The 13,332-nt window shown below is 68.5% G+C and carries 15 protein-coding genes; 6 read left to right on the forward strand and 9 right to left on the reverse strand.

Annotated features, from left to right (window positions below; genetic code table 11):
- Nucleotides 1-4: 4 nt before the first annotated feature.
- The 3 genes from CQ042_RS07670 (at nt 5) to CQ042_RS07680 (ending at nt 2,009) form a co-directional block, all read left to right on the forward strand.
- Nucleotides 5-1,057, forward strand: coding sequence for a LacI family DNA-binding transcriptional regulator (locus tag CQ042_RS07670; RefSeq protein WP_181157493.1), 1,053 nt, complete (start codon nt 5-7; stop codon nt 1,055-1,057).
- A gap of 66 nt (nt 1,058-1,123) precedes the next feature.
- A complete protein-coding gene (locus CQ042_RS07675; protein WP_105669896.1) occupies nt 1,124-1,522 on the forward strand; it encodes a YccF domain-containing protein in 399 nt (132 codons plus the stop codon).
- A 25-nt stretch (nt 1,523-1,547) separates the two neighbouring features.
- On the forward strand, nt 1,548-2,009 hold the full coding sequence (locus CQ042_RS07680; protein ID WP_105669897.1) for a hemerythrin domain-containing protein: 462 nt from the start codon (nt 1,548-1,550) through the stop codon (nt 2,007-2,009).
- Between the two features lie 38 nt (nt 2,010-2,047).
- On the opposite strand, the gene CQ042_RS07685 is transcribed toward CQ042_RS07680, so the two are convergent.
- Nucleotides 2,048-3,034: a glycerophosphodiester phosphodiesterase family protein gene (locus CQ042_RS07685; protein WP_105670014.1), complete on the reverse strand. Its 987-nt coding sequence runs from the start codon at nt 3,032-3,034 to the stop codon at nt 2,048-2,050.
- Between the two features lie 90 nt (nt 3,035-3,124).
- Here CQ042_RS07685 and CQ042_RS07690 point away from each other — a divergent pair, with 90 nt between their 5' ends.
- Complete coding sequence (locus tag CQ042_RS07690) at nt 3,125-4,045, forward strand: Bax inhibitor-1/YccA family protein (RefSeq protein WP_105669898.1); 921 nt, start codon at nt 3,125-3,127, stop codon at nt 4,043-4,045.
- Nucleotides 4,046-4,202: 157 nt separating this feature from the next.
- On the forward strand, nt 4,203-4,475 hold the full coding sequence (locus CQ042_RS07695; RefSeq protein WP_028502343.1) for a GlsB/YeaQ/YmgE family stress response membrane protein: 273 nt from the start codon (nt 4,203-4,205) through the stop codon (nt 4,473-4,475).
- A gap of 77 nt (nt 4,476-4,552) precedes the next feature.
- On the opposite strand, the gene CQ042_RS07700 is transcribed toward CQ042_RS07695, so the two are convergent.
- The 6 genes from CQ042_RS07700 to CQ042_RS07730 all read right to left on the reverse strand — a co-directional run bounded on the left by CQ042_RS07700 (nt 4,553) and on the right by CQ042_RS07730 (nt 10,917).
- A complete protein-coding gene (locus CQ042_RS07700; protein ID WP_105669899.1) occupies nt 4,553-5,848 on the reverse strand; it encodes an RNA polymerase sigma factor in 1,296 nt (431 codons plus the stop codon).
- The gene (locus CQ042_RS07705) at nt 5,848-6,273 is read right to left on the reverse strand and encodes a YciI family protein (RefSeq protein ID WP_105669900.1); all 426 of its coding nucleotides are present in this window, start codon (nt 6,271-6,273) and stop codon (nt 5,848-5,850) included. Before CQ042_RS07705 ends, CQ042_RS07700 begins: the two co-directional genes overlap by 1 nt.
- 229 nt (nt 6,274-6,502) lie before the next feature.
- Nucleotides 6,503-7,396, reverse strand: a complete 894-nt coding sequence (locus CQ042_RS07715) for a serine hydrolase (RefSeq protein WP_105669902.1) — start codon at nt 7,394-7,396, stop codon at nt 6,503-6,505.
- A gap of 25 nt (nt 7,397-7,421) precedes the next feature.
- A complete protein-coding gene (locus CQ042_RS07720) occupies nt 7,422-8,813 on the reverse strand; it encodes a glycosyltransferase (protein ID WP_105669903.1) in 1,392 nt (463 codons plus the stop codon).
- Between the two features lie 8 nt (nt 8,814-8,821).
- The gene (gene guaA / locus CQ042_RS07725) at nt 8,822-10,408 is read right to left on the reverse strand and encodes a glutamine-hydrolyzing GMP synthase (RefSeq protein WP_105669904.1); all 1,587 of its coding nucleotides are present in this window, start codon (nt 10,406-10,408) and stop codon (nt 8,822-8,824) included.
- Nucleotides 10,405-10,917 (reverse strand): DUF3817 domain-containing protein, encoded by a 513-nt coding sequence (locus CQ042_RS07730; RefSeq protein ID WP_021198891.1) that lies wholly within the window; start codon nt 10,915-10,917, stop codon nt 10,405-10,407. The genes guaA and CQ042_RS07730 overlap by 4 nt, the downstream gene beginning before the upstream one ends.
- A gap of 102 nt (nt 10,918-11,019) precedes the next feature.
- Between CQ042_RS07730 and CQ042_RS07735 the strand changes: the two genes are divergently transcribed.
- Nucleotides 11,020-11,643, forward strand: a complete 624-nt coding sequence (locus CQ042_RS07735) for a glyoxalase (protein WP_105669905.1) — start codon at nt 11,020-11,022, stop codon at nt 11,641-11,643.
- Between the two features lie 10 nt (nt 11,644-11,653).
- Here CQ042_RS07735 and CQ042_RS07740 read toward each other — a convergent pair whose 3' ends face one another.
- Nucleotides 11,654-12,928 (reverse strand): HipA domain-containing protein, encoded by a 1,275-nt coding sequence (locus tag CQ042_RS07740; RefSeq protein WP_105669906.1) that lies wholly within the window; start codon nt 12,926-12,928, stop codon nt 11,654-11,656.
- On the reverse strand, nt 12,925-13,206 hold the full coding sequence (locus CQ042_RS20820; RefSeq protein WP_105669907.1) for a helix-turn-helix domain-containing protein: 282 nt from the start codon (nt 13,204-13,206) through the stop codon (nt 12,925-12,927). Before CQ042_RS20820 ends, CQ042_RS07740 begins: the two co-directional genes overlap by 4 nt.
- Nucleotides 13,207-13,332: the final 126 nt, after the last annotated feature.

Here is a 13,332-nt window from a genome sequence, read left to right on the forward strand (position 1 = left end):
CGACATGAACCGATCTCGCCCCGTGACGTTGAAGGACGTCGCGGCGCTGTCCGGAGTGTCCGTCCCCACCGCCTCGCGCGTGCTCAACGGCGGTGGCACGGTCTCGGAGGCGACGCGCAAACGGGTGTGGGATGCCGCGGAAGCCCTGGACTTCCGTCCCAACTCGCTCGCGTTGTCGCTCGCGCTGGGCAAGAGCTTCGTGGTGGGCGTGCTCGCCCAGAAGGCCACGGGCAACTTCTCGACGCCGGTGATCACGGGCATCGTCGGCGAGCTGAGCAGGAGAGACGTCGCGGTGCTCGTGTACGACGACGGCGAAGACGCGGACTGCCGGGCGCAGAACGTGCGCACGCTGCAGGCACGGCGCGTGGACGGGGTGATCGTCGTGGGTGACGGCACCGACGTGCCGCTGCCGTCGGTCACCGACGCGTTCACCGTCCCCGTCGTCCACGCCTACGGCGTCTCCGACGATCCGCGCGACACCAGCTTCCTGCCCGACGACATCCAGGCGGGCGAGATCGCCATGCGCCACCTGATCTCGCGCGGAGCACGTCGCATCATGCACGTGACGGCGATGGACTACTCCGGTTCGGTGCGCGATCGCCTCGCCGGGGCCCGCCACGTGCTCGATGAGCACGGCATGGACTTCGTCGCCCCGGTGATGCACGGCGACTGGACGACCCCCTGGGGCTATCACGCCGCCCTCGACATCATCGAACGCGGCGTCGAGGTGGATGCGATCTTCTGCGGGAACGACTACATCGCGATCGGGATCTCCCGCGCCTTCGAACGCGCGGGAATCCGCGTACCCGAGGACGTCGCACTGATCGGATACGACCACTGGACCAAGTACAGCGGCAGCCCCGACCACTCCCTCACGTCGATCGACCCCGAGCTCGATCGGCTCGGCAGCGTCACGGTGGAGGCCCTCCTCTCCCCCGATCCCGCTGCGCGCCCCGGTGGCAAGGTGCGCCGCCCCGTGCATCTCGTCCCCGGCATGAGCACGGGTGAGGTCGCTGCGCTCTGGGACACGGAGTTCACGTTCCCCCCGTCGCCCTGATCGACGCCGGGCGACCGGTCGCGTGACTCCCGGCCGTTGCAGATCCGCGGATGACACAATCTCCCCATGCGCACGATCCTCAACATCATCTGGGTCATCCTGGCCGGCTGGGCTCTCTTCCTCGGGTACGTCCTGGCCGGCATCCTGCTGTGCATCCCGATCATCACGATCCCCTGGGCGATCGCCTCGTTCCGCATCGCCGCCTACGCGATCTGGCCGTTCGGCCGCGAGGTCATCAGCAAGCCGACGGCCGGTGTCGGCTCGTTCCTCGGCAACGTGCTGTGGGTGGTCCTCGCCGGATGGTGGCTCGCGATCGGGCACATCGTCTCCGGCATCCTGCTGTGCATCACGATCATCGGCATCCCGATGGGCATCGCCGACTTCAAGATGGTGCCCATCTCGCTGATGCCGCTCGGCAAGGAGATCGTCTCCACTCGTCGGGGCGCGTTCGACCGGCCCGTCTGAACGCACCTCCGCCTACACTGAGCGGATGGATGCCGCCCGCCTGATCGCCTGGGATCAGGAGCTGCGTACGGCACACTCCCGCCTGCGCGCGGCCCTCGCCGCCACCCGTGAGGCCCTCGCCACGGGAGAGGGCACTCCGGATGCCGCGTCCGAACTCGTGCTCTACTGCATCGGCTTCTGCGCGGCGCTGGACGGCCACCACCGGGCCGAGGACCACGCGCTGTTCCCGGCTCTGCGCGCGGAGCATCCCGAGCTCGGTGGGATCATCGGCAAGCTCATGCAGGACCACTCGATGCTCGCCCACCTCCTGGCCTCGCTGCGCACCGCGGCCGAGCGCGGAGACGACGCGGCATCGATCGGGCGGCACGTCGACGGGATCGCCGCGATCATGGAGTCGCACTTCCGATTCGAGGAGCGCGAGATCCTCACCCCGCTGCGCGCGCTGACGCTCGACGGCGATGTGCGGACCGTGCTCGGCCCGCTCTGAACCCGGCCGTTCCTCCGTCGACGCACTGACGGCTCGGGTCAGGAGCGGAAGAAGGCGACGCCCAGGTCGGGGTGATCGACGAACACGCCGTCGATGCCCTGACGCGCGATGACGCTCCACTCCGCTTCGTAGTCGCCGTACGCACCGCGCCCGCCCGGCCCCCGGAACTCCGGCGCGAGAAACGCGTTCTCCGGCCGACAGGTCCAGGTGAACACCTGCAACCCGCGGGCATGGGCGTCGGCGACGATCGTGTTGCCGCGCTCGAGCAGCATCCTCTTGCTCACGCTGATGCCGTCCACCCGGCCGACGAGGCCGTCGAGGCCCTGCGGGGTGACCGTCGCCTTGTAGCTGAGCGCCTGCTTGCCCTCGACGACCAGACGGTCGTAGGGCCGGCCCGACGCTTCGATCAGATAGATGTACGAGGCGGCGATCCCGCGCTCGCGCAGCTGGCCGAGAACCGTCGACTCGAAGCACTCGACGATCAGGGGCAGCTCTCCCTCGGCCCACCCCGTCTCGCGCAGCTCGCGGTCGATGAGGGGCGCGAGATCGAGACCGATGCTCGCGAAGTAGGTGGCGTGCTTGACCTCGAGCACCACGCCGATCTCCCGGCCGTGCTCCGCCGCCCCTTCGCGCACGATGTCGAGCACGTCGCGCAGACGCAGGATCTGCTGCGCGCCGTCGAAGCTCGCGCTCGACGCCCGCACCTCCGGCAGCCGCTCGCGGATGCGCAGGGTCGACAGCTCGGCCCAGGTGAAGTCCTCACTGAACCACCCCGTCAGTGCCTGCCCGTCGACGCGCTTGGTCGTCTTGCGCTCGGCGAACTCCGGGTGCTCGGCGACGTCGGTCGTGCCCGAGATCTCGTTCTCATGCCGCACGATGAGGACGCCGTCCTTCGTGGCGACGACATCGGGTTCGACCGCATCCACCCCCATCGCGAGCGCGAGCTCGTAGGAGGAGCGACTGTGCTCCGGACGATAGCCGGGCGCACCGCGGTGCCCGATGACGAGGGGAGATTTCCTGGGCACGCTCTCAGCGTAGAACACCCCGGGTGCGTGCCCTCCCGGGTATCGTGGAGGGAAGAGACCTACTACCCCCCTTTGGAGTGAGGCCCACCAATGAGCAACTTCGCTTTCAACAACCCTGCTTTCCAGCAGCAGGACCCGCGCAACGTCGCGACGTACCCGGGCGGACCTCAGGCTGCCCAGGGCGCGCAGAACGCCTCGCTCCAGCACGGGGCGATGGACGCCGCGGCCAACGCACAGCTCGAGGGCATGTACGCCGCCCCTCCTGCCGGTGCCATCGAGACCGACCGCATGTCGGTCGAGGACACGGTCTGGAAGACCGCCGGCCTGTTCGCCATCCTGCTCGTCACCGCCGCGATCGGCTGGGTGTGGACGCTGGGCGGCCTCGATGTCCCTCGCTACGACCCGTACAACCCGCCCGCCGTCAGCATGCTGCCGTGGATCATCGGCGCGCTCGGCGGCTTCGTGCTCGCCATGGCCGTCATGTTCACCTCGCGCAAGAAGGTCCGCCCCGCGCTGATCTTCGCCTACGCGGTGTTCGAGGGCCTCTTCATCGGTGGCATCTCCGCGTTCTTCGAGGTCCGCTGGCCCGGCATCGTCTTCCAGGCGACGCTCGCGACCGTCTCGGTCGTCGGCGTGACCCTGGCCCTCTTCGCGAGCGGCAAGATCCGCGCCTCCAAGAAGGCGACCAAGATCTTCATGATCGCGATGGTCGGCTACCTGGTCTTCTCGCTGCTGAACGTCGTCCTGATGTGGACCGGCGTCAACACGAACGCGTTCGGCATGCTGAGCCAGCCGGTCTTCGGCATCCCGCTCGGCCTCATCATCGGTGTGCTCGTCGTGATCATGGCGGCCTACTCGCTGGTGCTCGACTTCGACCAGATCCAGCAGGGCGTCCGCAACGGCGCTCCCCGCAAGTACGGCTGGCTCGGCGCTTTCGGCATCATGGTCACGGTCGTCTGGCTCTACGTCGAGATCCTGCGCATCATCGCGATCGCACGCGGCAACAACTGACAGCTGCGCTTCACGAGGCCCGTCTCCCCCCGGAGGCGGGCCTCGTGGCATACCCGGGGGTGTGCGCGCAAGGGGTTGGCGCTCGGCTCGCGATGTCGGCAGTGTGGTGGTCACGAAGCCCCGGCACCCTGGGGCTCCCGATCCACAGGAGCTGACCATGAGTTTTCTCGGCTTTCTTCTTCTCGGCCTCATCGCCGGAGCCATCGCCAAGCTGATCCTGCCCGGCAAGCAGGGCGGAGGATGGTTCATCACGCTGCTGCTCGGAGTCGTCGGCGCCCTGCTCGGCGGCTGGCTCGGCAGTCTGATCCTCAACCGTCCGCTCACCGAGTTCTGGGACCTGGGCACCTGGCTCCTCGCCATCGCCGGTTCCATCGTCGTTCTGCTGATCTACGGCCTGATCGCCGGTCGCGGCCAGAAGGTCAACGACTGACACCGGCGAATCAGACGCTCAGCGCGTCGCCCGATGCCCGTCCTCTTCGGCTGCCTCGTGCATCCGAAGGGGGCGGGTCATTTCTCTTCCCCGCGCGACTTCCGCTCCAACAGCGTCCGCTCGCGGTCGTTGCCGGCGAGGCCGGCGGCCACGACGAACTCGCTCCGGGCCTCCTCCTCACGCCCGAGCCGACGCAGCAGCTCACCGCGTGTCGCCGGCAACAGGTGGTAACCGCGCAGCACGCCCGAACTCGACAGCTGATCGATGATGCGCAGAGCGGATGCCGGGCCCGTCGCCATCGCGACGGCAGCCGCACGGTTGAGCTCGACCACGGGAGACGGGGAGAGGCGTCCGAGCGCCTCGTAGAGCAGCACGATCCGATCCCAGTCCGTCTCGTCGACGGATGCCGCCACCGCGTGGCATTCGGCGATCGCCGCCTGCAGGCAGTGCGCCCCGCGGCCACGGCCGAGGGTATCAGCGGTGGCCAGGGACGCACGGCCGCGTGCGATGCGCCCGCGGTCCCAGCGCCGACGATCCTGATCGGCCAGCAGCACCGGTTCGCCGTGCCGATCCACCCGCGCGGCGAACCGCGCGGCCGTCAGCTCCATCAGCGCCAGCAGACCATGCACCTCGGGCTCCTGCGGCATCAGCGCGGCGAGCACCCGACCGAGGCGGATGGCCTCGTCGCTCAGCTCCGGTCGCATCCACTCGGGCCCGCTGCTGGCGGCATGGGCCTCGTTGAAGATCAGATACAGCACCCCGAGGATCGCCCCGATGCGCGGGGAGCGCTCCTCGCGGGGCGGCACATCGAAGGGGGCGTTCGCCGCGGCGAGCGTCTTCTTCGCCCGTACGATCCGCTGCTGCACGGTCGCCGTCGGCACGAGGAAGGCGCGGGCGATCTCCTCGCTCGACAGACCCCCGACCACCCGCAGCGTCAGCGCCACCTGCGCCTCCTTCGAGAGCACCGGATGGCACGCGATGAAGATCAGACGCAGCACGTCGTCGTCGACCGCATCCGGGTCCCACAGAAGGTCCCCTCCGCCGGCCTGCTCCCGCTCCAGGTCGTGAGCGAGCAGGGCGACCCGCTCGTCCAGCCGCTCCTGCCGACGCCATCGGTCGATCGCCTTGCGCTTCGCGACGGCGGTGAGCCACGCCGCCGCGTTGCGAGGAACGCCGTCGACGGGCCACTGCCGCAGCGCATCCACCAGCGCCTCCTGTGCCAGATCCTCCGCCAGCCCGAAGTCACCGACCATCCGGGTGAGGGCGCCGACGATGCGTGCGGACTCGATGCGCCACACCGCGGCGACGGCGCGCTCCGCAGACCCGGTGTCGGGTGCGGAGGGCGCCGTGCCGTCGTGTGGGAACGCAGCCATCACTGCTGCGCGCGCTGAGCGGCGTCCTCGCGCCAGCCCGCTTCCTTCTCGATCCACTCGTTGTCGGCGGGGAAGTCCTCCACGCCGGTGACGCGACGCACTTCGAGGAAGGAACCCGGGCCGAGGGGGGCACGGCTCGCCCACTCCGCGGCTTCTTCGCGGGTCGGGACCTCGACGATCCAGAAGCCGTTGAAGAGCTCCTTGGTCTCACCGTAGGGGCCGTCCGTGACGAGCGGCTTCTCGGTGCTGAAATCGACGACGAAGCCCTCGGCCGCGTCGGTCAGGCCCTCGCCCGCGACCAGCACGCCCGCCTTGATCATCGACTCGTTGTACTTGCCCATGGCTTCGATGACCTGCTCGAAAGGCATGTCCTTGTATGCCTCGACGGCCTCGTCGGTCGCGCGCATGATGAGCATGAACTTCATGATGTTCTCCTTGTTCGTGGGCCGTCTCTCGACCCTCTCATCTCTGACGTCGAACGGGAACGGTACGGATCGACATCATCCCGGAATTTCTCTGAAGAAGTTTCTCGCAGCGGCCCGCGATGCGCGCCACGACGCTCTCGAGCTGCGCGAGCTCGCGCTTCCGGTCGCACGTCCTGTCGCTCCGGGCACGCAGAAGCGACAACGACGCGGGGGGGGTGATCCGTGAGCGTCAGGTGCGTCGGGGGGCGCGTTCGGAGATCGCGTCCGCCGCGATCTCGACGAGGCGATGGTCGCGGCTCTCTTCCTTCGCGGTGATCGTGACGACCGCCCCGTGCTTCTCCGCCACGTAGACGTACTGGCCGTACAGTCCGTCGAGGCGCCACCCCTCGCCCGGACCGCTCCAGGTGGCGATCCCGTAGCGCCACGAGTCTCCGCCCCCGCCCGCGCGGGCCCCGGCCGCATGCATGCCGTCGATCCAGCTTCCGCTCACCAGCTGCTGCCCACGCCAGCTTCCCCGATCGCGAAGGACCCGGCCGATGCGCGCGAGCTCTTCGGTCCTCAGCTCGAGCCCGCTGCCGCCGATGATCCAGCCACGCGGGCACCGGTGCCACTGCGGGTCATGGATGCCGAGGGGATCGAACAGCCGCGGGAGGAGCCAGTCGCGCACGTCGCCGACGAGCGCTCCGAGCATCCGCATCGCGACGTAGGTGCTCGCATCGGAGTACTGGAAGACCGCACCGGGAGCCCGAGTCGGCCGACGCAGCATCTCCTGGGCGAGGTCGGGCCACGGAACCTCCTGGGTGCCGAACCATTCGAAGTCGATGCCGCTCGTCATCGTGAGCAGGTGCCGCAGTGTCACGCTCTCGACCCCCTGGCCGAGCCGCAACGTCGGCAGCGTCTCCGCGACCCGCGTCTCCAAGGACAGCAGCCCCTCGTCCACGGCGATCCCCGCCGCGAGCGCACTCACGCCCTTGGAGACCGAGTACACGTTCACTCGATCGTCGCTGCGCCAGCGATGCTGCGCCGCCTCGTCGCCGATCAGCACATGCACGCCGTAGGCGTTCAGGTTCTCCTCGTCGATCCCCGCGATGATCAGGTCGAGGACGGATGCGGCGGAATTCACTTCTCGAGGCTCGCCGTGGTGCCGCTCACTCCGCGCGACGGGACGGACGCCCGGCGACAGAGGCGATCACGGCGGTGAGGGCGTCGAGCGACCGCTGGGGGCTCCAGGCCGCGGCGACCGACGGCGCCTCGGCGCTCAGAGCCGCGAGCCGGTCGGGGTCGGTCAGCAGAGCACGGATCGCCGCGCCCAGCGCATCGACATCACCGCTGGGCACCAGCACGCCACCGCCCTGTTCCAGCACGTCACGGATGCCGTAGCGGGCGTCGTACGACACGACGGGCGCCCCGTGCAGGAGAGCTTCGACGATCGACAGCGGCTGCCCCTCGTAGGCAGTGGCCGTGACGATGAGGGATGCGCGGTCCAGCACGGTGCCGGGAGAATCGGTGTACCCGGCGAGCAGCACCCGATCACCGGCGCCGAGCTCGTCGATCAGTGCGCGCAGTCGGTCTTCTTCCGGCCCACCGCCCCAGATCTCCATGCGAGTGCCTGGCACGTCCGCGGCGAGGAAAGCGCGGATGGCCTGATCGATGCGCTTTCCCGGGGCGAGGCGACCGAGCACCACGACGAGACCGTCTTCGCGCAGGTCGTCTTGGCCCGTCATCGGGGCGATCGGATTCGGCACCACCACGTGTCGTGCCGACTCCCCGAACCGCGCCACCACGTCGTCGCGCTGCGTGGTGGTGGGCCAGATCACCGCATCGAAACGGTCGGTCAGACGGAACCAGCGCGTCCAGAGCGTGTTCATCGGAGCATCCGGGGTGTACGGCGCCTCGACGTGCATGGTGTGGATCGGGTGCAGGATGCGCACGCGCGGATCGGACCAGTCGGCGATGAGCTCGCCGAGCTGCCGGGACTCGCAGATCACGACGATGAGGCGATCGCCGAACGCGGCCGCCACCTGCTCGAGCCAGGCCCGGTACAGCCCGCGGAACCCGTGCAGCGCTCCCGCCACCGCACCCGCGGCGTCGTAGACGAGGACGGGCTCTTCGGTCAGGTGCCAGTCCGGGTTCCCCGGGATCACCGGGAGCGCCGCGAACGGCCGCCCCTCGGCATCCGCCAGCACGCGGTACTCGACGTCGGGATCAGGGCTGACCGCAGCGTCAGCGGCAGCACGCAGCCAGTCGGCCGCTCCCCCGTCGGGAGCCACGGCCTCATCGAAGAGGTTGCGCATCCGCGACGGGTCGACGAGTGCACCCTGTTCGACGAAGGTCTGTCGGTGCGCAGCGTGATCGGCCGCGGTGCCCGGGTCGAACGTGAGCAGCTGCGGGCCCGCGCCGTCGGCCACACCAGCGGCGGCGAGCTGTCGGGCACGCGTGAGCGTCGCGATCGTGTAGCCACCGTCCATCCCCGGGATCAGCCGGCTGGACAGCACCACGTACTCGGCGTCGGGGAGAACCGGCGCCGTATCGGGGAGCATCGCGCTCCCTACTCCCACTCGATCGTTCCCGGCGGCTTCGACGTGACGTCGAGGACGACGCGGTTGACGTCGCGGACACCGTTCGTGATGCGGTTCGAGATCTTCGAGAGCACGTCGTACGGCAGACGCGTCCAATCGGCCGTCATGGCGTCTTCACTCGACACCGGACGCAGCACGATCGGATGGCCGTAGGTGCGACCGTCGCCCTGCACGCCCACCGAGCGCACATCGGCCAGCAGCACGACGGGGCACTGCCAGATCTCCTGGTCGAGGCCCGCCTTCGTCAGCTCCTCGCGGGCGATGGCGTCGGCCTCACGCAGAATCTCGAGACGGTCAGCGGTGACCTCACCGATGATCCGGATGCCGAGACCGGGCCCCGGAAACGGCTGGCGTCCGACGATCGCCTCGGGAATGCCGAGCTCGCGACCGATCGCGCGCACCTCGTCCTTGAACAGCGCGCGCAGCGGCTCGATCAGCTCGAAGTCGAGGTCGTCGGGAAGGCCGCCCACGTTGTGGTGCGACTTGATGTTCGCGGTGCCCGCACCGCCGCCGGACTCGACGACGTCGGGGTAGAGCGTGCCCTGTACGAGGAACTTCACCGGAGCGCCGCCCGAGGCCTTGGCCTCTGCGACGAGGTCGAGCTGCACCTTCTCGAACGCGCGGATGAACTCGCGGCCGATGATCTTGCGCTTCTCCTCCGGGTCGGTCACACCCTCGAGGTGACCGAGGAAGGTCTCTGCCGCGTCGACCGTGATCAGACGCACACCCGTGGACTCGACGTAGTCGTTCTCGACCTGCTCGCGCTCGCCCTTGCGGAGCAGGCCGTGGTCGACGAAGACGGCGGTCAGCTGATCGCCGATCGCCTTGTGCACGAGAGCGGTGGAGACCGCGGAGTCGACGCCGCCGGAGAGAGCGGAGATGACGCGGGCGTCGCCCACCTGCTCGCGGATGCGCTCGATCTGCTCCGCGATCACGTTGCCGCTGTTCCAGTCGGAAGCGAGGCCCGCGCCCTTGTGCAGGAAGTTCTCCAGCACGCGCTGGCCGTGGTCGGAGTGCTTGACCTCGGGGTGCCACTGCACGCCGTAGAAGCCGCGCTCCTCGTTCGCGAACGCCGCGACCTTGGTCGCATCCGTCGTCGCGAGCACGTCGAAGCCCTCCGGTGCCGTGGCGACCTGGTCGCCGTGGCTCATCCAGACGTTCTGCTGCGCGGGCTGGCCGCCGAGCAGCGTGCCGCCGTCGCCCGTGATGACGGCATCCGTCGCGCCGTACTCGCGCAGGCCGGTGTTGGCGACCTCGCCGCCGAGCGTCTGTGCCATGTACTGGAAGCCGTAGCAGATGCCGAGGGTCGGAACACCGAGGTCGAAGACCGCGGGGTCGAGCTTCGGGGCACCCTCCTCGTACACCGACGAGGGACCGCCGGAGAGGATGATGGCCACCGGGTTCTTGGCGGCGATCTCCGCCGCCGTGGCCGTGTGGGGCACGATCTCGCTGTACACGCCCGCTTCGCGGACGCGACGGGCGATCAGCTGCGCGTACTGCGCGCCGAAGTCGACGACGAGCGCAGGACGCTGCTGGGTCTCGGACTGTTCGGTCAACGGACACCTTCCGGGGCGGGGGCGGAGGCCTCGGCGGCCTCTCTGGTGGCGAGATAGGTCTTGACTTCACGGGCGACGACCGCCTCCATGAAGAACGACAGCAGCGGCACGACGCCGCCGAGTGCGAGCAGGATGAACCGCGGGAAGCGCCAGCGCATCAGGCTCCACATACGGAAGCACGCGAAGAGGTAGACGACGTAGAACCAGCCGTGCGCCACCAGGATGAACAGCGAGAGGTTGAACCCGTCGCCCAGCGAGGTCATCTCGCAGGAGTTGGTCATCGGGGCGAAGAGCGACCACCACTGGCAGTCGGGGCCGGCCAGCACGCCGGCGAACCAGAGCGGTCCCCCGGAGCCTCCCATGAAGAGCTCGAGGTGGATCGGCGTGTACTTCAGCACCATCTCGGTCAGCAGCAGGAGCAGCATGACTCCTGTGATGATCGACGCGATCTGGTAGAACTTCAGCGCACCGCGGATCGCCGGAAAGCTGGCGACTTTCGGTTCGGGCATGCGTCCAGTCTAGCCGCCGGAAATTCGTGTCGAATCCGGCCGCGGAGGCATCGGTCAGGAATCGAGAAGCAGGCTCGAAGCCGCCCTCGTAGCGTCGTCGTCATGAACACCACCATCGATTCCCTCACCCTCGACGTCCCCGATGTGGACGCCGCCCGCTCCTTCTACGCGCAGGCTTTCGACCTCGGCGATCGCCTGCGGTTCCGCGCCGCGGAAGCCGACACCTCCGGCTTCCGCGGGTACACCCTCTCCCTCGTCGTCTCGCAGCCGGCGAACGTGCACGCCCTCGTCGATGCGGCTGTCGCCGCGGGCGCCACCGTGATCAAGCCCGCGTCGAAGTCGCTCTGGGGCGTCGGCGGCACGATCCAGGCACCGGACGGCGCGATCTGGAAGGTCGCCACGTCGGCGAAGAAGGACACCGCTCCCCCGAGTCGCGCGGTCGACGAGATCGTCCTCCTGCTCGGCGTGGATGACGTCGTCGCATCGAAGACCTTCTACGCCGACCGCGGCATCCCGGTGGGCAAGAGCTTCGGGCGCAGCTACGTGCAGTTCGACACGGGAGCGAGCCCGATCGGACTCGGCCTGTACCGCCACGCCTCGCTCGCGAAGGACGCGGGTGTGCCGGCGGACGGTTCCGGGTCGCACCGGATCACGGTCAACGGTGTGCTGGGTGCGGCCGTCGACCCCGACGGCTTCGTGTGGGGTCCGGTCGCGGTGAGCGCCTGAGACGTCGCGTTCACCACCCGTGATGGCGAGCGCGCTCCTCGACAGCCTCTACGAGCCGATCGGCGTACGTCAGGCCGTCGTCGTCCGCGAGGAGGTCGGCGCGCGCGGCCACGAAGGCGGCGGCGACCCCGCCTCGGATACGTTCGACGACATCCCGTGCCGTCTGCGCATCGACTCCGAGCGTTTTGGCCGCTTTCAACCAGTGCGTCATCCCGATGCGTGCCATCACGCGCTCCCCCCCGATGGACACCGCGGAGGGCATCGGCTGATCTCCTCTGTAGAGCGCATTGCTTCCGAGGTCGTAGAGGGGCGCCAACCTCATCTGCGTTCCAGAGTGGATGACAGAGTAGTTCTTGGGATGCGCGTCGGTGTTCGCCGCGGCGCAGGTGAAGACGAGCGATTCGAACAGCTCGTTCGCCGCGCGCCGCTGCTCGGACGGCGCGAACGCCCGCACCACGCGAGCGAACTCCTCCAGCCCGGGGCCGCCGTCGGATTGGTACTTAAGCGCGGGGTCGACGCTGAGCGCCTGCGCAAAATCCTCCTGATGGAGCCGGTGGAGCCGATCACCGGCTTGGACGCGGTCATAGCGCTTCGCAACGAAGACGAAGTCGCCGCGGTCCGTGACCATGAGCCCGTGGTCGGCGACCCGCAGCCCCAGACGACGACCGGCTCTCATGGTCAGGAACTCGTTGACGTCGTGACGGCCACCACGTGCTGCGGGCTTGAGGATATGGGTGGTCGGCGTCGAATCGCGCGGAACACCCCATTGGCCGTCGTCTGAGCGGTACAGCGCGAGCTTCGGTTGCGCACCGGCGAGACTCCAGCGGAACTCGTCGTACCTCTCGGACCAATCGCCCGCGGAATCAACCACGGACGCAACGAGTTCGCCGAGGTCGTCGATGAAATGCACGTCACCCGTGCGCGCCGCAGCATCGTCGGACGCTTCGCCCGGAGGCAACAGCTGGAGCGCACCGGCCGTATCGCGTCCGATGTGTCGGAGGAGACCCATCGGGTTCCGGGGACTCGTGTGGTGCGCAGCAGCGATGGCTTCCAGAGTGGCGGGGTTGTCACTCAGCAGCCCTTGCAGGAACGGTCGTGCTGTCCGGTTGCCGTAATCCGCGCCGGCCACGAGGGGCATCGAAATCGAGAGCGGCGTCGCCACGGGCGACAGATCGTTGTCGTATGTGAAGCTGATCGCGCCACGCGCGTTCTGAGAGAACAGGCCGGCGCGCTGACCGTCGACGAACGCGACCAGATCGCCCTGAGCAGAGGGTCCGGCGTTCATCGTCCGCCCTCCCCCTCGCCCCACAACGCACTCAAATCGAACGAGGAATCGCCTTTTACGGGCTCCTGAACGTTCAGTTGCAGTCCGAGAGACTCCACCACCTGCAGAACTCGGCGAAGCGTCGGGTTGTCGAGGCGCCCGGTCTCCAACTTCACCAGCCAGGGCCTGTCGACGCCGGCCCGCTCAGCGAGCTCCGTCTGACTCCAGCCTTGGCGCAGACGCGCGGTTCTCATGACGGCCCCGAGCTGTCTCGCCGAGTGGAATGGCTGACTCTCCATGACTCCTCCTGCTGTGTGTTTAAACACACTATCGCCTTTGTGTCGTAAAAGTAACACTTCGCTTTGTGCGTTTAAACGCGCTTCTCGGTATGTGGCCTGAAACACACAATCGGGAGAGGAGACGAC

This window comes from Microbacterium sp. MYb62, assembly GCF_002979475.1.
Classification (GTDB): Bacteria; Actinomycetota; Actinomycetes; order Actinomycetales; family Microbacteriaceae; genus Microbacterium.